Annotated in this window: 14 protein-coding genes; 6 read left to right on the forward strand and 8 right to left on the reverse strand. The window is 54.2% G+C overall.

The window, feature by feature from the left end; translation table 11 throughout:
• The first annotated feature begins 223 nt into the window (after positions 1–223).
• The 4 genes from CJA_RS01765 to ubiD all read left to right on the forward strand — a co-directional run bounded on the left by CJA_RS01765 (position 224) and on the right by ubiD (position 6,324).
• Positions 224–2,635, forward strand: a complete 2,412-nt coding sequence (locus tag CJA_RS01765) for a response regulator (protein WP_012486041.1) — start codon at positions 224–226, stop codon at positions 2,633–2,635.
• Between the two features lie 120 nt (positions 2,636–2,755).
• Entirely contained in the window at positions 2,756–3,085 is a 330-nt protein-coding gene (trxA, locus tag CJA_RS01770; protein ID WP_041550910.1) for a thioredoxin TrxA, read from the forward strand.
• Positions 3,086–3,439: 354 nt separating this feature from the next.
• Positions 3,440–4,699: a transcription termination factor Rho gene (rho, locus tag CJA_RS01775; RefSeq protein WP_012486043.1), complete on the forward strand. Its 1,260-nt coding sequence runs from the start codon at positions 3,440–3,442 to the stop codon at positions 4,697–4,699.
• 143 nt (positions 4,700–4,842) lie between these two features.
• The gene (ubiD, locus tag CJA_RS01780) at positions 4,843–6,324 is read left to right on the forward strand and encodes a 4-hydroxy-3-polyprenylbenzoate decarboxylase (protein WP_012486044.1); all 1,482 of its coding nucleotides are present in this window, start codon (positions 4,843–4,845) and stop codon (positions 6,322–6,324) included.
• Between the two features lie 17 nt (positions 6,325–6,341).
• On the opposite strand, the gene CJA_RS01785 is transcribed toward ubiD, so the two are convergent.
• The 5 genes from CJA_RS01785 to CJA_RS01805 all read right to left on the reverse strand — a co-directional run bounded on the left by CJA_RS01785 (position 6,342) and on the right by CJA_RS01805 (position 10,595).
• Positions 6,342–6,701: a hypothetical protein gene (locus CJA_RS01785; RefSeq protein WP_012486045.1), complete on the reverse strand. Its 360-nt coding sequence runs from the start codon at positions 6,699–6,701 to the stop codon at positions 6,342–6,344.
• A 162-nt stretch (positions 6,702–6,863) separates the two neighbouring features.
• Entirely contained in the window at positions 6,864–7,667 is an 804-nt protein-coding gene (gene cysE, locus CJA_RS01790) for a serine O-acetyltransferase (RefSeq protein WP_012486047.1), read from the reverse strand.
• A 455-nt stretch (positions 7,668–8,122) separates the two neighbouring features.
• The gene (locus CJA_RS01795) at positions 8,123–8,923 is read right to left on the reverse strand and encodes a hypothetical protein (protein WP_012486048.1); all 801 of its coding nucleotides are present in this window, start codon (positions 8,921–8,923) and stop codon (positions 8,123–8,125) included.
• 54 nt (positions 8,924–8,977) lie between these two features.
• Positions 8,978–9,484: a hypothetical protein gene (locus tag CJA_RS01800; protein ID WP_041550912.1), complete on the reverse strand. Its 507-nt coding sequence runs from the start codon at positions 9,482–9,484 to the stop codon at positions 8,978–8,980.
• 130 nt (positions 9,485–9,614) lie between these two features.
• Positions 9,615–10,595 (reverse strand): serine/threonine protein kinase, encoded by a 981-nt coding sequence (locus tag CJA_RS01805; RefSeq protein ID WP_012486049.1) that lies wholly within the window; start codon positions 10,593–10,595, stop codon positions 9,615–9,617.
• A gap of 209 nt (positions 10,596–10,804) precedes the next feature.
• Between CJA_RS01805 and CJA_RS01810 the strand changes: the two genes are divergently transcribed.
• Both CJA_RS01810 and CJA_RS01815 read left to right on the forward strand, forming a co-directional pair.
• On the forward strand, positions 10,805–11,563 hold the full coding sequence (locus tag CJA_RS01810; RefSeq protein WP_041550914.1) for a ParA family protein: 759 nt from the start codon (positions 10,805–10,807) through the stop codon (positions 11,561–11,563).
• A gap of 36 nt (positions 11,564–11,599) precedes the next feature.
• Complete coding sequence (locus tag CJA_RS01815; RefSeq protein ID WP_148208781.1) at positions 11,600–12,049, forward strand: tetratricopeptide repeat protein; 450 nt, start codon at positions 11,600–11,602, stop codon at positions 12,047–12,049.
• A gap of 503 nt (positions 12,050–12,552) precedes the next feature.
• Here the strand turns inward: CJA_RS01815 and CJA_RS01825 are convergent.
• From CJA_RS01825 to CJA_RS01835, 3 genes are all read right to left on the reverse strand, one after another.
• Entirely contained in the window at positions 12,553–13,905 is a 1,353-nt protein-coding gene (locus CJA_RS01825) for a Fic family protein (RefSeq protein WP_012486052.1), read from the reverse strand.
• A 103-nt stretch (positions 13,906–14,008) separates the two neighbouring features.
• Complete coding sequence (locus tag CJA_RS01830) at positions 14,009–17,092, reverse strand: efflux RND transporter permease subunit (RefSeq protein ID WP_012486053.1); 3,084 nt, start codon at positions 17,090–17,092, stop codon at positions 14,009–14,011.
• Positions 17,089–20,172, reverse strand: coding sequence for a multidrug efflux RND transporter permease subunit (locus CJA_RS01835; protein WP_012486054.1), 3,084 nt, complete (start codon positions 20,170–20,172; stop codon positions 17,089–17,091). Before CJA_RS01835 ends, CJA_RS01830 begins: the two co-directional genes overlap by 4 nt.

Below are 20,172 nucleotides of genomic sequence, written 5' to 3' on the forward strand. Positions count from 1 at the left end.
GCAGACTTTTTTCGGTTTTCGTTGGGGTTATCCCCCTTGACGTCAGTGGGGCAAAATGCGTGTTGCTGACTCCGGGCAAGTACCTTGTCGGTAAAAAACCTCCCTGGTCGCTGTAAATGTGTTGGTACTTTGAGGGGGGATTACTGCTACACTTCTGGGATTCTGTGGTTTGGTCAGGTACGACCCTGGCTGTGATCGGATTCTGTGTCAGCGGTTGGTACCTATGCTGAATCTTAAGCGCTACATGCGTGAAAATCCCATAGTGGCAAGGTTGCTGGGGCTGATCATCATCAGCAGCTCAGTCATCACCCTATTTGCCATTCTTCTTCAGCTGCACAGCAATTTTAATGATGATATCGCCGAGCTGGAAAAGCGCCTGGACCAGGTGCGTATCAGTACGCTGGCCAGTATCACCAAAAGCCTGTGGGGATTTGACCAGGAACAGCTGAACATCCAGATCCACAGCGTCCTGGATGTGGATGATGTGGTGCAGGTGAGTGTGACCTGGCACGACTGGAACAATATCAAGCAGCATTTGGTCGCAACCAATCCCCACTATTCGCTCAAGGATCTTGAGACCAAACCCAGCCAGTTCCTGGTGCGCGATTATCCCCTTATCTACGAAGACTCCAGTACCCCGCCCCAGGAGCTGGGCGTGTTGACGGTGACGGCCAGCCTGGCAGGTATCTATGAAAAGCTCTGGGAGCGCGCCTTTTTTGTGGCCCTGGTCCAGGGCACCAAAACCCTGATTATCGCACTCTTTATTATCTGGCTGGTTCACACCCTGTTGACCCGCCATATCAAAATCATTGCCAACTACACGCGTAACCTTAATTTGGAATCGCTGACCAAGCCGCTTAAATTGCAGCGTATGAAAATGGACTCCATGCCGGATGAGTTGGATAACGTCGTGAATGCCATCAACCATATGCGTGAGACCTTGCTGGACGATATTGAGCAACGCCATGCGATTGAATTGGCGCTCCTGTCAGAAAAGGAGGAAAAGCTCGAAACCCGTCGCCAGAAAAACGCGGCGGAAGATGCCAGTCGCGCCAAAAGCCAGTTCCTGGCAACCATGAGCCATGAGATTCGCACCCCGATGAATGGAGTCATCGGCATGCTGGATATGTTGCGCGACACCCCATTGGATGAAAACCAGAAGCACTATATCGATGTCATCCATCGCTCGGGTGAAACACTGCTGAGTATCATTAACGATATTCTCGACTACTCCAAAATCGAAGCCGGCAAGATGCAGTTGGAGGAAATGGTATTCGAACTGGATGATCTGGTTGAAAATTGCATCCAATTGTTTGGCGCCACTGCCAACAAACGCAATATTGAGCTATTTGGCGGCTTGAATCCCGATGTTCCCCGGCGTTTGCGCGGTGATCCAACCCGTTTGCGGCAGATTATTATTAACTTGCTGGGCAATGCCTTTAAATTTACCGAGGAGGGGTTTGTCTCCCTGGAGGTAGGCCTCGATAACACAGCCCTGCAGGCGGAAGGGCGCCTTATGCTGCGCTTTGTGGTTCAGGACAGTGGTATCGGTATAGATCCGAACAGTGCCAGTAACTTGTTTGACTCCTTTAATCAGGCAGATGCCTCTACTACCCGTAAATACGGTGGTACAGGGTTGGGATTGGCTATCTGTAAAAGCCTTGCCGAGTTAATGGGAGGCCGTATCGGCGTCAAGAGTGCCAAGGGGGAAGGCGCGCAGTTCTGGTTTACCGCCCAGTTTGATGTGCAGGAACTGGCTTCTCCGAGTCTAACCCCTGATCCGACCCTGAAGGGAAAACGGTTGTTAATGGTGGAAACCAGTGCGCCCCTGGTGACCTTTACCCAGCGTTATTGCGACCACTGGGGCTTGCTACTTGAAACGGCGTTCTCTGCAAAACAGGCTGTCGCTTTACTCAAACATGGATTACATGCCGGAGAGCCGTTTGATTTTGTGGCCTTTGACTATTCACTGCCGGATGCTACCGGATTCGAATTGGCTCAATGGCTGCGAGATGCCCCGGATTTTACCGAGCTGCCCGTTTTTATGTTTAGCGGTGGCGATGTCTACCACGACCAGGCAGTGATGCAACGGCTGGCGATCCATACGGTTTTGCGCAAGCCTATATCCGTCAAAGCACTTTACCGGGAGTTGATTGCATTGCTGGGGCATGAAGCGGCGCCCACTGTTCTCCCGGCAGAAAAAGTTCTCGCACGCGATAAGTTTGCCCACCTGCAAGTGTTGGTGGCAGAGGATAATCCGGTTAACCGTATGGTGATTAAAGGTCTTCTGGGTAAATTGGGAATTCAACCGGTATTTGCCGAGAATGGCCGCGAAGCGGTAGACCTGGTGCACCATGGTGCCCAGCGTTTTGACCTTATCCTGATGGATTGTGAGATGCCGGAAATGGATGGCTTTGAAGCCACGCGCAATATCCGTGAACTTGAACGGCGCAGCGGTCGTCCTGCCGTACCGGTTGTCGCATTGACCGCCCACGCCTTGCAGGAGCACCGCGAAGCCGTTTTCGCCAGCGGTATGAACTATTACCTGGCTAAACCCATCACTTTCGATAGCCTTTATGCGGCATTTGATGCGTTGGGGGTAGTCGTCAATCCGGAAAATAGCGCATCGCTATAGTGGCCCCCTATAGAAATCATTGCTTTTTTCTCCTTGCCTGCCTGGGGTGGAGTCCTTATTATTGCCCCAGTCTTTTCAGGGCCCTGGCCCTGGTTCAACGCCTTAAACCCCGGAGTTTTTATGAGTAGTGACGCTATTGTCCATATCAGTGACGCCAGCTTTGAACAGGAAGTCATTGCTGCTGATATTCCTGTATTGGTTGATTTTTGGGCGCCTTGGTGTGGCCCTTGCAAGATGATTGCCCCCATTCTGGACGACCTGGCCGAGCAGTTTGAGGGTAAATTGAAAATTACCAAATTAAACGTGGATGACAACAAAGAGAGTGCTGCCAAGTTCAATGTGCGCGGTATTCCGACCCTGATCATCTTCAAGAACGGTGCTGCCCATGCCACCAAAGTGGGAGCCCTGAGTAAACCACAATTGGTCGATTTCATTAACGGTGCACTGTAAGTTCCCGATTGGGCTGTCGCAAGACGGCCCAATTTGTTTTTGCACTACCGGAAAATAGCCGCTATACTCAGGCAATCTGTCGTTTGTTCCTCCCTGAATCACTAATAGATTTCCCCTACGGACGAATAAACCCTAACTTCCTGTTGTTCCCGCTCTGGTCCTATCCGGCAACGCATGTAAGGTGCAAGAGTCTATTGCCCGGTCAATCTGTCTGATAATGTAAGAGCTGGCGAGGTCGCAGCGAGCCTAATAACAGCAAAAATTAACGTCAAATAGCGTATCTGCTTTCACAACATCTTTTGCCTGCGGGCAGAAACATCTGCAATAACTTTCACATCCACAAAGTCTTTCTCTATGAATCTTACCGACCTTAAAAAGAAACCCATTGAAGAATTAATCGATATCGCCCATGGCATGGGTTTGGAAAATATCGCCCGCTCGCGCAAACAGGATATTATTTTTAATATCCTTAAGCGCCACGCCAAAGGTGGTGAAGATATTTACGGCGATGGTGTATTGGAGATATTAGTGGATGGATTCGGCTTTCTGCGCTCAGCAGACAGCTCTTATCTGGCAGGCCCCGATGACATCTATGTTTCGCCCAGCCAGATCCGCCGCTTTAACCTGCGCACCGGCGATACAATTTCTGGCAAGATTCGCCCTCCCAAAGAAGGTGAGCGCTATTTTGCCCTGTTGAAAGTTAATGACATTAACTTCGACAAACCTGAAAACTCCCGCAACAAAATCCTGTTTGAAAACCTCACCCCCTTATTCCCTAACGAGCGCATCTTGCTGGAAGCCGGTAATGGTTCCACCGAAGACCTGACCGGTCGAATCATCGATCTGATTGCGCCTATTGGTAAGGGCCAGCGCGGTTTGATTGTGGCGCCGCCCAAGGCCGGTAAGACCATCATGATGCAGAATATTGCACAGGCGATTACGCGCAATAATCCCGAATGCCATCTGATTGTATTGCTGATCGACGAGCGCCCGGAAGAAGTGACTGAAATGCAGCGCTCGGTGCGTGGTGAAGTGGTTGCCTCGACCTTTGACGAGCCGCCCGCACGCCACGTACAGGTGGCCGATATGGTGATCGAAAAAGCCAAGCGCCTGGTTGAGCACAAAAAAGATGTGGTCATCCTGCTCGACTCCATTACCCGTCTGGCACGTGCTTACAACACGGTTATTCCCTCGTCCGGTAAAGTGTTGACCGGTGGTGTGGATGCCCATGCCTTGGAGCGTCCCAAGCGTTTCTTCGGTGCGGCGCGTAATATTGAAGAAGGCGGTAGCCTGAGTATTATTGCCACGGCGCTGGTGGATACCGGTTCCAAAATGGACGAGGTTATTTACGAGGAATTCAAAGGTACAGGTAACCTCGAATTGCACCTGGACCGCAAGCTGGCGGAAAAGCGCGTGTATCCCGCCATCAATATCCGTCGTTCCGGCACACGCCGTGAAGACCTGTTGATGAAAGAGGATGAGCAGCAGCGCGTGTGGATCTTGCGCCGCCTGTTGAACGATATGGAAGATATAGCGGCAACAGAATTCCTGATCGACAAACTGAAAGACTTCAAAACCAATGATGAATTCTTCCTGTCGATGAAACGCAAATAAGCGTTACGCCTGTTCAGCAAAACCTGTAGCCCGTATGGAGCTCAGCGTGCGGGGTAAGCCCCGACGCAGTGCCCCCAGCGGGCTGCGGTGTTTATAGGCCCGGTATACCGATCAAATCAGCAACAGCAAAAAAGAGTCGACTGATGAAATATAACGATCTGCGCGATTTTATTGCGCTGCTTGAAGCGCGGGGTTTATTAAAGCGTATCAAGCAGGAAATCGACCCACACCTGGAAATGACAGAAATCTGCGATCGCACCCTGCGCGCAGGTGGCCCGGCATTATTGTTTGAAAATCCCAGGGGATACACCATCCCCGTTTTGGGTAATTTATTTGGCACACCGGAGCGTGTGGCATTGGGTATGGGGCAGGAGTCTGTTAGTGCCCTGCGCGATGTAGGTAAATTGCTCGCATTTTTGAAAGAGCCTGAGCCACCCAAGGGGTTCAAGGATGCCTGGGAGAAATTGCCGATTTTCAAACAGGTGTTGAATATGGCTCCCAAAGTGGTGGGCAAGGCGCCGAGCCAGGAGGTTGTACTGGAAGGCGATGCGGTAAACCTGGATCAGTTACCTATCCAAACCTGCTGGCCCGGTGATGCCGGCCCATTGGTGACATGGCCATTGGTGGTAACACGCGGCCCGCACAAGGAGCGCCAGAATCTCGGTATTTATCGCATGCAGAAAATCGGTAAAAACCGGCTGATCATGCGCTGGCTTTCCCATCGCGGGGGCGCGCTGGATTTTCGCGAGTTCCAATTGCAACATCCCGGCAAACCCTTCCCGGTTGCAGTGGCCCTGGGCGCTGATCCGGCAACCATTCTCGGTGCGGTCACCCCTGTTCCCGATACCTTATCGGAATACGCCTTTGCCGGTTTACTGCGCGGCGATAAAACGGAAGTGGTGCAATGTATCGGCAACGATTTGCAGGTACCGGCTTCCGCAGAGTTCATTCTGGAAGGTTTTATTGCACCCGGCGACATGGCTCCCGAGGGGCCTTTTGGCGATCACACTGGTTATTACAACGAGGTCGACAAGTTTCCGGTATTTACTGTGGAGCGTATTACCCACAGGCGCGATCCGATTTACCACAGCACCTATACCGGTCGTCCCCCCGATGAACCGGCTATTCTCGGTGTCGCCCTCAATGAAGTGTTTGTGCCGATCCTGCAAAAACAGTTTCCCGAAATTGTCGATTTTTATTTACCGCCGGAGGGGTGTTCCTATCGCATGGCGGTGGTCACTATGAAGAAACAATATCCCGGCCATGCCAAGCGTGTGATGATGGGCGTGTGGAGTTTCTTGCGGCAGTTTATGTACACCAAGTTTGTGATTGTCACTGATGATGATGTCAACGCGCGCGACTGGAAAGATGTGATCTGGGCGATGACCACCCGAATGGATCCGGCTCGCGATACGGTGATGGTGGACAATACCCCGATCGATTATTTGGATTTTGCCTCGCCTGTGTCAGGCTTGGGCTCCAAAATCGGTTTCGATGCAACCAACAAATGGCCCGGCGAAACCCAGCGCGAATGGGGTACGCCCATCGCGATGGAGCAAGCGGTAAAAGATCGGGTCGATGCTATCTGGGAATCCCTGGGGATTGATCTGCCAACCGCTTACTAGGGCCTTGCTGGACGGGGTTAATCCGAGACCGGCTGGCCGCGGTACATGCGCCCAGGTTTGTGTTCCTGAGGCTGCGATGGCGCATCGATCAGCATGGTCTGGCCGCGGTATACCTTGACGATTTGGCGCGGTGTATCGGGGGCAGTGTATTCCGCCTGTTCCGGCTTGGGGAAGAGCAGTGCTGCCCACTCGTCACCTGCCATCGTCAGCAGCTCTTTGATCAGGGTTTTGGTAATAGTGTCTTTGGTCGCTTGGTAATACGTGGCCAGTTCCTTCAGGAGATCCGGGTTCGCCAGTTTCACGCTGGGTTTCATATCAGCATCAACTCGGCGGCGGACTTCGTACACCAAATCAATCATAGGTCTAGTGTATTGCATGAGGCCTCTCCTCGCGGGTTAGGCCTTGCGTGCAGCAAAAAATAAGCCAAATGCCGATTGGCGCGAAAATTATGTGAAACAGGTCTCTTTGGGGGATTGGTCCGCCCTAAAAGAAAACGCCATGCCCAAAGTGGTGCAGGGCGTTTTTGGTGGGGAGGAAAATCACGCGGGGCGGATCTGGTGATCCATCTCCTGGGCGGGTTGGCCACAGAGGTTCTCACCGATGATCTTCGCGGGAACCCCGGCAACAACAGCGCGCGCAGGTACATCTTTGATCACAACGCTGCCTGCGCCGATCTTGGCACAATCGCCAATGCGGATATTGCCCAGGATCTTGGCGCCTGCACCAATAAGAACACCGCGCCCGACTTTGGGATGTCGATCCCCGGCTTCTTTCCCGGTTCCCCCGAGGGTTACCGATTGCATGATAGATACCATGTCCTCAACCACGGCAGTCTCACCGATTACAATACCGGTGGCGTGGTCAAACATAATGCCTTTGCCAATGCGCGCCGCCGGGTGGATATCTACAGCGAAGACTGAGGAGATACGGTTTTGCAGGAACAGCGCCAGGGAGTCGCGCCCCTGCTGCCAGAGCCAGTGCGCAATACGGTAGGCCTGGAGCGCATGGAAACCCTTGAAGTAGAGTAGCGGGGTAACCAGCGAGCAGCAGGCAGAATCGCGTTCACTCACGGCCAGCAGGTCGGCGCGCAGGGCCTCACCGATAGTCACATCTGCCGCCAGGGCCTCCTCAATAACTTCGCGAATCAGCATCGCGGGTAGTGCCGGGCTATCGAGTTTGTTGGCCAAGTGAAAGCTGAGGGCAGCTTCCAGCGTCTCGTGGTTGAGTATGGTGGCGTAGAGGAAACTGGCCAGCACCGGCTCGCATTCCGCCTGTTTGCGGGTTTGGCTGCGGATATTTTCCCACAGGCTGTCGACAACCAGGGCGGCGGCGGGAAGCGTCATGATGTGTCCTCTAACAAATGAAGTGCCCATTATTGGGGGCAATCCGGCAGATTTCCAGTGTTCTGGTTAATAAATAATCCATTAGGCGCGTTTATTACTAACGAAGGTTGCGTGAATCCCTACGTCATTTTGGATGTATTCTCATACAACAAGAATGTGGGCTTGAAGATGCAGACCAATAGAGGATTATGTTTGCTGATCTGCGTAAACATTGTGTTTGGCTTTGTATATGGAAAGGTCACGGCTCCTAATGCAATAGCTGCTTTTAGCTTATCATCCCGGACATTACCCATTGTTTTTCCCCAAATTTGCTGTCTAGCCATGCTGCGAATAATCTAATAAGAGGCCGATATTCGATATATGGTTTAGTTTTATGAATGAAATGCCTGGATAAAATAATATTGTGCCAATATATTTTATCCAGGCATTTCTAGTTGGTTGATGCGCTAATCCAGCTATTTTCTGGGGGGATTTTCAACGATATCAAAAAGCTTTTTCACAGCAGGCGAAACCGAATTATCAAAATCTCCCAGTCCGATCTCATGGCGTTGTGTTTGTAGCTCATTGTAAATTTTCTGCGCACGTCGATTAATTTCAGCCTCTTCCTGTTGCGAGAACGAATAGTTATTAATTTTCATAGTTGGCTTTTTCATCGTTAATGATCCCCAGCGATCACCACGCAGCTCCGCCGCCTTATACAAAGCAAAAGATTCCAAAAGGAGGTCCCTCTTTTCTGCATCATCACTTACACCAAAACGTTTGCTGTCCTGAATCGAGGCAAGCTCTGCTATTGCCCCAGTAGAACCGTAGATTGCAGCTTTCCATAGCAAAGGTTCTGCAGCTTTAAATCCATAATCCAAAAAATTATCCAGTTGCATATACCAACGCGCCAGTTTATGCATTGCCTGAACATCATCAGCCTCTGCCAATTTCTTTAATGTCTCTACATCATAGCTGTCATATTCTGTAATACCGTAATGGTTTCCACTGGTTTTTAACCATTCGCGCTGCTCAGCTTCTTCTTGCGGTGTCATAACCAGCTTCCACTCGATAAGCATATCTTGTTTAAAAGAGGCCGATGATTGATTGCCAATAGTAGGCTTAACAAAAGACTGGGACGAAATCTGAACATTCTCAATAGCATTCGTCGCCGCGTCTGCCGTTTCGACGTTTGATATATTTAACTGTGTATTAACAAACCATATTCCCAATACGATGATTGGGAGTGCCAGTAACAATAATTTAATCTTGCGCATGCTTACTTAATCCTTGGATTTAACAATGAGCTACTTTTTATCGCAAAGTAATGACTACATCCCTTTGCACTGAGCGTCAACAGCCTGCTGTACTTTTAGTGTATCTGATTCACACCGCGCCAAAGTTGCATCACGTTGGGCTTCCTGCATAACTTGACAAGACATCGTGACCGAAACCTCGCCGCCGAATATCCATGCTGACACCGAGCCGGAAGTTGTTTGAGAGGTCTGTCCACCACATACATAATTCATATTGTTTGAATACGTTGTAAAAGCATTTGTTCTGCATTGCGCTCTAGCGCCTGGAATTTTGGCTCTAGTCTCCGCGCACCACTTTATCTTGGCTTGAATGGCTTCATAGACAGAGCGTCCTGCTTCAACTCTTTGCGCATGCTGCATTTCCCAAATCATGTGCTGGGTCATAGCACCAATATCAACACCCCAGCTTAGCCCAGCAGGGCCCATGTCATTGGATGGTGGAGTGCCAGTAACGACCACCTCTTCAACTTCTTGCGCATAACTTATGCTTGAAAGCATGAAAAATAAAAATAGTGCTCCCATACAATATTGTTTTATCTATGTATTCCTTATTTCCATTGAGTTTAATTGTTAATGCCACTTCAAATGGCGCCTGGATAGTAATAATTGATACTTGAGGCAGTCAACTCATTGAAAAATATATGCGATCTGGTTAACAAATAACCAATGGTGGCTCATTCAGAGCTGCCAGTTGTTCGCGCAATTCCAGGATGTGTTCGCCCCAATAGCGCTCGCTATTGAACCAGGGGAAGTGCCGGGGAAAGGCCGGGTCGGCCCAGCGCCGCGCCAGCCAGGCGCTGTAATGCATGATGCGCAGGCTGCGTAGCGCCTCGATCAACGCCAGTTCGGCCGGGTTAAAATCGCAAAATTCCCCGTACCCTTCCAGCAGCTCACTGAGTTGGGCAATTTGCTGGTCCCGCTCTCCGGAGAGCAGCATCCACAAATCCTGTACGGCGGGTCCCATACGGGCATCATCAAAGTCGACAAAATGCGGCTCGTCGCGCCAGAGGATATTGCCCGGGTGGCAATCGCCGTGCAGGCGGATGGGTTGGTATTTCACCCGTGCGAACATCGCATCGCAGCCCTTGAGCAAATCTGCTCCCAGGCTGCGATAGGATTCGCGCAGGCTTGCGGGAATAAAGTCGTTATCCAGCAGGAACTGGTAGCTGTCGTAGCCAAAGCTTTGTATATCCAGGGCCGGGCGCAGGTCGAAGGGCTTTGCTTTGCCCAGGGCGTGGATGCGGCCCAGGCTGCGCCCCAGCGAAAGCAGGGCATCGAAATCATCGAGGTTAGGCGCATGGCCGCCCTGGCGGGGGTAAAGTGCAAAGCGAAAGCCCTGGTATTCGCGCAGGGTGTGTCCTGCACCATCGGCCAGTGGTGGTACCACCGAGATTTCCAGGTCTTGCAGTGCTTGGGTGAATTGGTGCTCTTCCAAAATTTGGGCATCACTCCAGCGCCCGGGACGATAGAACTTGGCGATCAAGGGAGATGCCCCCTCAATCCCCACCTGATAAACACGGTTTTCATAACTATTGAGTGCGAGGATGCGTGCATCCGTCATAAAACCGGCTGCTTCAATCGCGTCCAGTACCAGGTCGGGTGTCAGGGTTTCATAGGGGTGACCGCTGTTCATGGGGTTCTCGCCAAACAAGCCAGTAATGGGGGCGGGATTCTACTCCCGGGGAGTGATAAGTCGGGAAATAAATACGCAAAGGTGAGGATTTATGCGCTATGCCTTTGAAGGTCCTGGTTAAAAATGCTACAAGGTAATACTCCAGGTGCGGCCATTCATTGCATCAACCTGAGGCCGAGCGTAATAACGACACTAAGACCGGGATAGCTATGATCAAGATTGCGTTTTACAACCTCAAGGGTGGTGTGGGTAAAACCACCACAGCAGTCAACATGGCCTATATGGCCGCCTCCGCCAAAAAAGACACCATCCTTTGGGATCTCGACCCCCAGGCGGCCGCCAGTTGGTTTTGCCAACAGGAGGCGGAAACCAGCAAGGCTATCAAACTGTTCAGCAAGGGCAAAGCCATTGGTGAAATGGAACTATACAGCCCTTACCTGCGCCTGATGCTGATCCCTGCCGACCTCAGCCTGCGCAGCCTCGACAGTGAATTTGACGAGTTGGCCAAGGATAAAAAGTTCTTTAAACAGCTGCTCAAACCCCTGGCTGACAAAGCCGATGTATTGATTTTCGATTGCCCTCCCACCTTATCGCCCAGTGTGGAATTGCTATTACAGGAAGTGGATATTCTGCTGATTCCCATGATTCCGAGCCCGCTCAGTATCCGTGCTATGGAACAGGTGGTGGAGTTTCTGAAAACAAAAAAATCGGCCCCTGAACGGATTTATGGTTTTTTCAACCAGGTGGATCTGCGCCGCAGCCTGCATCGCGAGGCTATTGAAAACAGCAAAAAAATGCCGGTGCCCATGCTCAAAACCTGGATACCCAATGATGCGGCTGTAGAGCAAATGGGACTGCGCCGCGCGCCCCTGACCAGTTACAATCAGCGCAGCCGCGCCGCGCTTGCCTATCTTGATTTGTGGAAGGAAATTGCGCGCCTGTTGCGCGCGGCAGAAAAAGACAATTAATCCTTATTGAATCACTGCGATTGGAATGAACCCTCGATGATGTTGCCGCGTTTATTACCTTTAATACTGGTTGCTCTGGTAACCGGTTGTACATCCGTTGTCCATGAACCTGCCCCTACCCGCGATACGCAGGTGTATCCACAGCCGGACATCCAGCAACCCGGACCTGACCCTGCCGTTGTAGTCCCCACGCCAAAACCGGAACCTGTGGCACCAGCAATTAATCCCGCCGTGGAAAGCCTTTTGCGCCAGGCCCGCACCCAATACCAGTCCCAAAACTACCAGGGCGCTATAGCAACCGCCGAGCGCGGCCTGCGCATCGACCGCCGCTCCGCAGATTTGTATCTGGTGCTCGCGCAGAGTTATGTGCAGTTGGCTTTGCCGCAAAAAGCCAAGATGTTTGTGCAGCAGGGCTTGCGCTATGCGCAGCAGGGATCGGATGCGGCGGTGGGTTTAATGAGGGTGCAGGAGGTTGTGGGAAATTAGAGGTAGGTAGTGATTTGAAAGAGGTTGTGGCTCAACCTTATATACACGATTAGACGTAGATTAGGAAAAGCGGTGTGCTGCTTGAGTCTGCGTCTACTTTTGGTGGGGAAGATCAGGACAAATCGATATGCTGACCGATATATTAAATTCTATCTTGGGGGTAGCTCTTCTGGTTTTCATCGGCTTTGTGATCTTTCACATCGTTACCAGGCGATTTCGAGAAATCCGCCGTATAGCCAGGAAAACGCTGACCTTGAGTGAGTATATTAATCAATATCCGCAGGCAAAAACCATCCATGGTATTAAATGCGTTGTCTGCGGATCGCAAAGCATAAAGAATTGGGGTTTAACGGATGCCAACGATCATCGTCGGATATTTATTTGCAATCACTGCAACACTAGACTTTACCGGAGCGACGATTGGTGAATATTGTTCTAACCATACAGTCAAGAGGACCATCTGCGGCAGCCGCTTAATGGACGTTAAGTAGAATATTTCCAGGTTATTGCTGCTGCACTTTTTTCCAGGCCGAAAACTCGGAAGGCCGCAATCCATAACGTGCCAATACCCCCTCATGTAATCGACGCAATTCTTCAATAATCAATGCTTGCACATTAGTGCGCTCGGCTGCGGTAACATGGTTTGCAACGGTGTCACTAATTTTTATGAGAGAGTCTATTTCTGGATGCAGGACTATATCTCTAACCGTGGTTTTGATCAGATCTCGCCATACCAGCCTTGCCGGGTCGGGTTCGGCAAGGCTTTGTTTGATGGCCAGGTATTCTTGTGTGGAGCGCTCGTAAGCCCACAAGTAAAGATCGCGTAATAGTTCTACTCGGGTTAGCTCATAGACACCGAGAGTGGCACAACTATAGGCTTGTTCGGGAACATCCAAAAATGTGAGTGGGCAGAGGTTGGCCTGGAATAGTGGCAGGTTGGCAGCCAGGCGAGAGGTGCGTTTGTTGATATCGGCAAAGGGTTGTAAATAGGGCAGGTGCACCATCATAAAGAAAGATTGTTCAAAGGGATCGTTGATCTGGTTGACCTTGGTCAACAGCATATCGAGCGCTGTTTGTATTTGCTGTGGAGCGCCCAGGGGGCGATAAACACTTTGGCTGATATCGACTGCGTGCATCCTGATACGGCCTTCATCGGCAGGATTGGTCAGTAAATTTTCGGCAAGCGCACTGTGTAAATTCATCAGGGTGTAATGGTTGAATCCGACGCTATCACTATTGGCAACGAGCATTTCAATCGCTGTTTTGTGGTTCAGGATCATCTGTGTTTCCAGCAAGGCTTTTCCCTGGGCCACCTTGCCTTGTTCGATTAATTCGATGGTATCCAGGCGTGAGTAAGTATTGCCCTCCAGGTGGCTGGATGCCCAGGATAAGTCGATTAACAAGCGGTTCAGGATAGCGCGACTATAGGTGCCGGCGGGTTCCTGATGCAGTTTGGTACGCCCCATTTTATGCAGTTGAAGGCGCAGGGTTTGGGGCAGGTAATAGCTGTTGTTGGGTTGGTATGCCGCCAGGAATTCAAGCTGATATCCCACCGGTTTGCGGGCGGCAAGTGGCTGGTTGATATAGGCCACTATGTCTCTGCTGTCGGAGGATAGAGGGATGTAATCGGGAAAGCCAACCAGGACGGTTGAGCTCTTGGTGGCAGCAAAGTAGCGTCTTGAGCGCGCTTTACCCGTTGCCACAATCTGGCCAGACCCGATCAGTTCACTGATCAGCCGCTGGGCAGTTCTGCGGGAAATATTGGGGTGCTGTTCCAGTAGCTGGTTCAGGGAAAGGCCGTTGGTGGCCTGGATAGTCTGGAGTAGCAGGTTGCTGGCGCTGGTATTGGTTGACATGTTAACTGGCGCAATTTAATTGGATTTGGCGCAATTATGGCGCAATTTTTGGAATTGCGCCATTTTGTGGCGCTATTTGAATAAATAGCGCCAAACCTATGATTCAAACACCTGCCGGATGAGCGTACTTCTTCCCCAGCCCCCAATTCCTCACCTTCTCCATATACAAATACACCACCGGCGTAGTGAACAGCGTCAGTACCTGGCTGACAGCCAATCCACCAATGATGGTGATGCCCAGCGGGGTGCGCAGTTCCGAGCCTTCGTTAAAGCCGAGGATTAACGGCAGTGCGCCCAGGACGCCGGCGAGGTTGGTCATGAGGATGGGGCGGAAGCGCATGAGTGCTGCCTGGTAGATGGAGTCGCGTGACGACAAGCCTTCGCGTCTTTCCAGCTCCAGGGCAAAGTCGATCATCAGGATCGCATTTTTCATCACTATCCCAATTAACAAAAATAGGCCCAGCATCGCGATCAGGCTGAAAGGTGTGTCGCTGAGCTGCAGCGCCAGCAGCGCACCTATGCCTGCCGAGGGCAGGGTGGAGAGGATGGTGAGCGGATGGATGGTGCTTTCGTACAAAATCCCCAGGATCAGATAGACCGCGAGCAGCACGCAGCCGATCAGGATCGCCGGGTTTTGCGACATACCGGGTACGCTGGGGCCCCAGCCGGGCCGGGTGCTGCCGGGGGCGGCCAGGTAGACCTCCTTGGGCATCATCAACTCCGCAACCTTGGTTTCGATAGCAGCGCGGGCCTGCTGCTCGTTGTAGCCTTCGGCCAGGCCATAACCGATGCTTTCCGAGACAAACTGGTTGCTGCGCCGGATGCGGTCTTCTGCCAGCCCGTAGGTAAAACTGGACAGGGTGGAGAGGGGGACGCGCGCGCCTGTGCGGGTGATGACTTGCAGGTGGTTCAGGACATCCGGTGTGGCGGTATAGCCAGGCTCCAGTTCCATTACGACCCGATACTGGTTCATCGCCTCGTACATGGTTGATACCTGGCGCTGGGAAAAGGAGTTGTTGAGCAGGCTGGCAATGGTCGCCATATCTACCCCCAGGCGCTGGGCCGCTTCGCGGTCGATGGTGAGGACGACTTGCTGGGTGCCCTCCTCGCGCACGCCGTCAATGTCGGTCACTTCCGGCATTTGCTGCATGGCGGTGGTGAGCTTGGCGGCCCAGGTGTGCAGCAGGCGCAGGTCATCGGACAGCATCATGACTTCGTGGGAACTGCGGCTGAACGGTGATGAGAGCCGGATATCCTGGTCGGCGTTGACCATCATGATGGCGCCGGGAATCCTGGGCATATTGCGGCGCAGCCGGTCGACCACCTCGCTCACCGGCACACCGCGCTCGGCCATGGGTTTGAGGCTGATGCGCATCCAGGCGTTGGTTACGCCGTTGCCACCGCCGCTCGCGCCAAATACGTCTTCTATCGCCGGGTCGGTGAGCAGGTATTGGCGGAAGGCTTCGATTTTGGGCTGCATGATCTGGAAGGAGAAGCCGTCATCGCCGCGAATAAACGCCGTCATCTGCCCGGTGTCCTGGTCGGGCAACATGGTTTTGGGGATGGCGATATACAGGTAGATATTCACGCCGATAACCCCGACCAGGATCAACATTACGATACGGCTGTGGCGCAACGCCCAGGAAAGCAGGCTGGCATAGCCTTGCTTGAGGTCGTCAAAAATGCCGGGTTTGGTCTCTTTTGGGGCCTCGGGTTTGAGTAACTGGCCGCACAGTGCCGGTGTGAGGCTGAGCGATACCACCAGCGAGATCAGCATGGCAGCGGCGAGGGTGATGGAGAATTCGCGGAACAGTTTTTCGATCACCCCGCCCATCAACAGGATGGAGACGAAAATCACCACCAGGGTGATATTCATGGCCAGCAGGGTAAAGCCCACTTCGCGCGCGCCCTGGATGGCTGCCTCGAACGGCGGTGCGCCGCGCTCGATATGGCGCTTGATGTTCTCCAGCACCACGATGGCGTCGTCCACTACCAGCCCGGCGGCGACGATCAGGGCCATCAGCGACAGGTTATTGAGCGAAAAGCCCCAGAGGTACATGACCACAAAGGCGCCGATGATGGAGACCGGCAGCGACAGGCTGGGAATCAGGGCACTTTGCGGGCTGCGTAAAAAGGCCCAGACCACGCCAACCACCAGCAGTACCGCCAGCATCAGGGTGATTTCGGCCTCTTTCAGGGTGGCGCGAATACCGGGTGAGCGATCCATCACGACCTTGAGCTGGGTATCGGCGGGCATGAGTGCGCGCAGGGTTGGCAGTTGGGCGTTGATGGCATCGATGGTTGCGACAATGTTGGCACCGGTCTGGCGGCTCACGGTCAGGGTGACCGCAGAGCTTTGGTTGTGGAAGCCATTGGTATAGCGGTTTTCCACCGAGTCGGTCACGGTAGCGACATCCCTGAGTCGCACCGGGCCGGCCTCGCCGTAGCGTATAACCAGGTCCTGGTAGTCAACCGCCGTGCGCAGGCTTTCGTTGGTGTAGACCTGCCAGCGCGAATCGTTTTCTTCCAACAGCCCCAGCGGGCGCTGCACATTGGCGTTGCTGATGGCATTGCGCACCTCATCCAGGGCGATGCCGTAGCTGGACAGCGCGTTGGGATTCAGCTGGATGCGTACCGCCGGCAGCGAGGCGCCGTCGATCCCCACCTGCCCAACGCCTTTAATTTGCGATAGCTGCTGGGCGAGGATGGTCGAGGCAGCATCGTAGAGGTCGCTCAGCGACAGGTTGGGCGAGCTGAGTGCCAGGGCCATGATCGGGGCCTGGGATGGGCTGATCTTACGGTAGCCGGGATTGCCCGGCATACCCGCCGGCAGTTGGCCGCGCGCCTCGTTAAGTGCGGCCTGGACGTCGCGCGCGGCGGAGTCCAGGTCGCGGTCCAGGGTAAATTCAACCCAGATGAAAGTAGAGCCCTGGGTTGAGTTGGAGTTGATAGCGGTGACGCCGGGAATGCTGCCTAGGGCGCGCTCCAGTGGCGTGGCAACGGTGGCTGCCATGCTCTCCGGGCTGGCGCCGGGCAGTGCCGCGTAGATCTGCACGGCGGGGAAATCCACCTGGGGCAGGGGCGCTACCGGCAGCATGCGCCAGGACAGCAAACCGAGCAGCACTATCCCCAGTGCCACCAGGCAGGAGGCAACGGGGCGCTTGATAAAGGGTTCGGCAATGGTCATAAGCCCTGTACCTCGGCAGCGTCTGCTGTGGCGCGGCGTCGGGTGACCCAGCGGTCAAAGAACAAGTAAACCACCGGGGTGGTAAACAGGGTGAGCACCTGGCTGACCAGCAATCCTCCCACCATCACCAGGCCCAGCGGCTGGCGCAGCTCGGCCCCGGAACCACTGGCGAGCATCAGGGGAATTGCACCAAAGAGCGCAGCCAGGGTAGTCATCAGGATCGGGCGGAAGCGCATCAGTGCGGCGCGGTGGATGGCCTGGCGCGGGTTCATCCCCAGGTTGCGCTGGGCGTCCAGGGCAAAATCCACCATCATGATGCCGTTCTTTTTCACCAAACCAATCAACAGCACCACCCCGATCACCGCAATCAAATCCAGCGGCTGGCCCACCAGCAGCAGCGCGAGCAGGGCACCTACGGTGGCAGAGGGCAGGGTGGACAGGATGGTGACCGGGTGGATAAAGCTCTCATAAAGCACGCCCAGTACGATATACATGGTGACAATGGCCGCAAGTATCAGCCACAGGGTATTGCTGAGGCTGGCGCGGAAGGCTTCGGCGGCGCCCTGGAAGCGCAGTTCCACCCCGGCGGGCAAGGCCAGTTCCACCTGGACGGCTTCGATGGCACTGATCGCCTCACCGAGCGAGGCGTGCTCGGCCAGGTTGAACGAGAAGGTGGTTGAGGGGAACTGGCTCTGGTGGTTGATCAGCAAAGGGGCCGGGCGCTGGCTGATGCTGGCCAGGGTTGCGAGTAATACTGGTCGGCCACTGCTGGAGGTTACATAGGTATTTTCCAGGGCTTTCAGGCCCTGGGCGTAATCCGGGTCCACCTCCAGTACCACCCGGTACTGGTTGGCCTGGGTAAAGAGGGTGGCGATCTGGCGCTGGGCATAGGCTGTTTGCAGGCTGCTGGCGATGTTGCTTACGCTCACACCCAGGCGCGCCGCCGCGTCCCGGTCGATCTCCACATAGGCTTGCAGGCCGCGGGTCTGCAGGTCGGTGGTGACGTCGGCCAGGGCTGGTTCATGGCGCAGGCGCTCCAGCAGCTGCGGTGCCCATTCGTCCAGCAGGGAAATGTCCGGCGCGGTCAGGGTGAACTGGTATTGGGTGCGGCTGACACGGTCTTCGATACTCAATTCCTGCAGCGGCTGGAACCAGGCGGTAATACCACTGGTGGGAGCAATCCGCTCTTGCAGGCGGCGAATGACATCGCTGGCATGGCTGCTGCGCTCGTGATGGGGCTTGAGGTTGATGAGCAGGCGCCCGGAGTTGAGGGTGATATTGCTGCCATCAACGCCAATGAACGAGGATAGCCCCTCCACATCCGGGTCTTGCAGGATCAGCTCGGCCAGCTGCTGCTGGCGCTCGGTCATGGCGGCAAAGGAGGTGTCCTGTGGCGCTTCGGTAATGGCCTGGATAGCGCCACTGTCCTGGATTGGGAAAAAGCCTTTGGGCACCAGCAGGTATAAGCCCGCCGTCAGCGCGATAGTCCCCAGCATCACCGCCATGGCCGCCGTCTGGTGCTCCAGTACCTTGTCGAGCAGTGTGCCGTAGCGACGGATCACCCGCTCCATAAAATCCGGCTTGCTGTCGTCGTGCATGGGGGCCGTCTTGAGCATGCGCGCGCACATCATGGGGGTGAGCGTCAGGGATACCAGCAGGGAAATGCCAATCGCCACCGCCAGGGTAATGGCAAACTCCTGGAATAAGCGCCCTACCAGGTCGCCCATAAATAACAGGGGGATTAACACGGCGATCAGCGAGATGGTCAGGGACACCAGGGTAAACCCGATCTCACCGGCACCCTTGAGCGCCGCATTGAGCGGGGTTTCGCCCTGTTCGCGGTGGCGGGCGATGTTTTCCAGCATAACGATGGCATCGTCCACCACAAATCCCGTCGCAATTGTCAGCGCCATCAGGGTGAGGTTGTTGATGGAAAAATCGAGGAAATACAGGGTGGCAAAGGTGCCGATCAGCGACAGTGGTACCGCCAGGCTGGGGATAATGGTGGCCGGTACCGAGCGCAGGAAAACCAGGGTGACGGCGACCACCAGGAAGATGGCAAAAATCAGCTCTTTTTGCACATCGCGGATGGATGCGCGGATGCTGTGGGTGCGGTCGCTGAGGATAGCAATACTGACCGAGGCGGGCATGGTGGCCGTAAGCTTGGGCAGGAGTGCCTGGATGTTATCCGCGACCTCAATCACATTGGCACCGGGCTGGCGCTGGATATTGATCAATACCGCCGGCTGCTCATTGGCCCAGGCGGCGAGGAAGCGGTCCTCCGCCCCGTTTTCCACAGTGGCTACATCGCCCAGGCGCAGCGGCGAACCGTCGCGCCAGCTGACGATCAGGTTGCGGTACTCGTCCAGGCTGCGTATCTGGTCGTTGGCATCGAGCATGGTCGAGCGGTAAGTGCCGTCAAAACTGCCTTTGGGCTGGTTGGTGTTGGCAGTGACGATGGTGTTGCGTACCTGCTCCATGCTCAACTGGGTATTGGCCAGGGCATTGGGGTTTACTTTGATGCGCAGCGCAGGGCGCTGGCCGCCGGCCAGGGTGACCATACCCACTCCGGGTAATTGGGCCAGTTTTTGCGCCATGCGTGTATTCACCAGGTCGTACACCTCTGGCAAGGGCAGGCTGCCGGAGGTGACGGCCAGGGTCATGATCGGCGCATCGGCCGGGTTGACCTTGCGATATACCGGCGGTGTGGGCAGATCACCGGGTAGCAGGTTGCTGGCGGTATTCAGTGCCGCCTGTACTTCCTGCTCGGCGACACCCAGGTCAATTTCCAGCAGGAACTGCAAGGTAATAATGGAGGCACCGGTAGAGCTGGTGGAGGACATTTGCTTCACCCCGGGAATCTGTCCCAGGCTGCGCTCCAGCGGGGCGGTAATGGTGCGTGCCATCACATCGGGGCTGGCACCGGGGTTGAAGGTGAATATCTGGATGATCGGGTAATCCACCTGGGGCAGGGCGGCCACCGGCAGCAGCCGGTAGCCCAGCAGGCCAGCCAGCAACAGCGCCAGCATCACCAGGGAGGTGGCGACCGGGCGCAGGATAAAGGGTTTGGAAATACTCAT

This window comes from Cellvibrio japonicus Ueda107 (assembly GCF_000019225.1).
Classification (GTDB): domain Bacteria; phylum Pseudomonadota; class Gammaproteobacteria; order Pseudomonadales; family Cellvibrionaceae; genus Cellvibrio; species Cellvibrio japonicus.

Bases quoted from the DNA above. Each gene is read 5' to 3' on its own strand.
- CJA_RS01765 (WP_012486041.1), top strand. From the start codon at position 224: ATGCTGAATCTTAAGCGCTACATGCGTGAAAATCCCATAGTGGCAAGG.
- trxA (WP_041550910.1), top strand. From the start codon at position 2,756: ATGAGTAGTGACGCTATTGTCCATATCAGTGACGCCAGCTTTGAACAG.
- rho (WP_012486043.1), top strand. From the start codon at position 3,440: ATGAATCTTACCGACCTTAAAAAGAAACCCATTGAAGAATTAATCGAT.
- ubiD (WP_012486044.1), top strand. From the start codon at position 4,843: ATGAAATATAACGATCTGCGCGATTTTATTGCGCTGCTTGAAGCGCGG.
- CJA_RS01785 (WP_012486045.1), bottom strand. From the start codon at position 6,701: ATGCAATACACTAGACCTATGATTGATTTGGTGTACGAAGTCCGCCGC.
- cysE (WP_012486047.1), bottom strand. From the start codon at position 7,667: ATGACGCTTCCCGCCGCCGCCCTGGTTGTCGACAGCCTGTGGGAAAAT.
- CJA_RS01795 (WP_012486048.1), bottom strand. From the start codon at position 8,923: ATGCGCAAGATTAAATTATTGTTACTGGCACTCCCAATCATCGTATTG.
- CJA_RS01800 (WP_041550912.1), bottom strand. From the start codon at position 9,484: ATGGGAGCACTATTTTTATTTTTCATGCTTTCAAGCATAAGTTATGCG.
- CJA_RS01805 (WP_012486049.1), bottom strand. From the start codon at position 10,595: ATGAACAGCGGTCACCCCTATGAAACCCTGACACCCGACCTGGTACTG.
- CJA_RS01810 (WP_041550914.1), top strand. From the start codon at position 10,805: ATGATCAAGATTGCGTTTTACAACCTCAAGGGTGGTGTGGGTAAAACC.
- CJA_RS01815 (WP_148208781.1), top strand. From the start codon at position 11,600: ATGATGTTGCCGCGTTTATTACCTTTAATACTGGTTGCTCTGGTAACC.
- CJA_RS01825 (WP_012486052.1), bottom strand. From the start codon at position 13,905: ATGTCAACCAATACCAGCGCCAGCAACCTGCTACTCCAGACTATCCAG.
- CJA_RS01830 (WP_012486053.1), bottom strand. From the start codon at position 17,092: ATGACCATTGCCGAACCCTTTATCAAGCGCCCCGTTGCCTCCTGCCTG.
- CJA_RS01835 (WP_012486054.1), bottom strand. From the start codon at position 20,172: ATGAGTATTTCCAAACCCTTTATCCTGCGCCCGGTCGCCACCTCCCTG.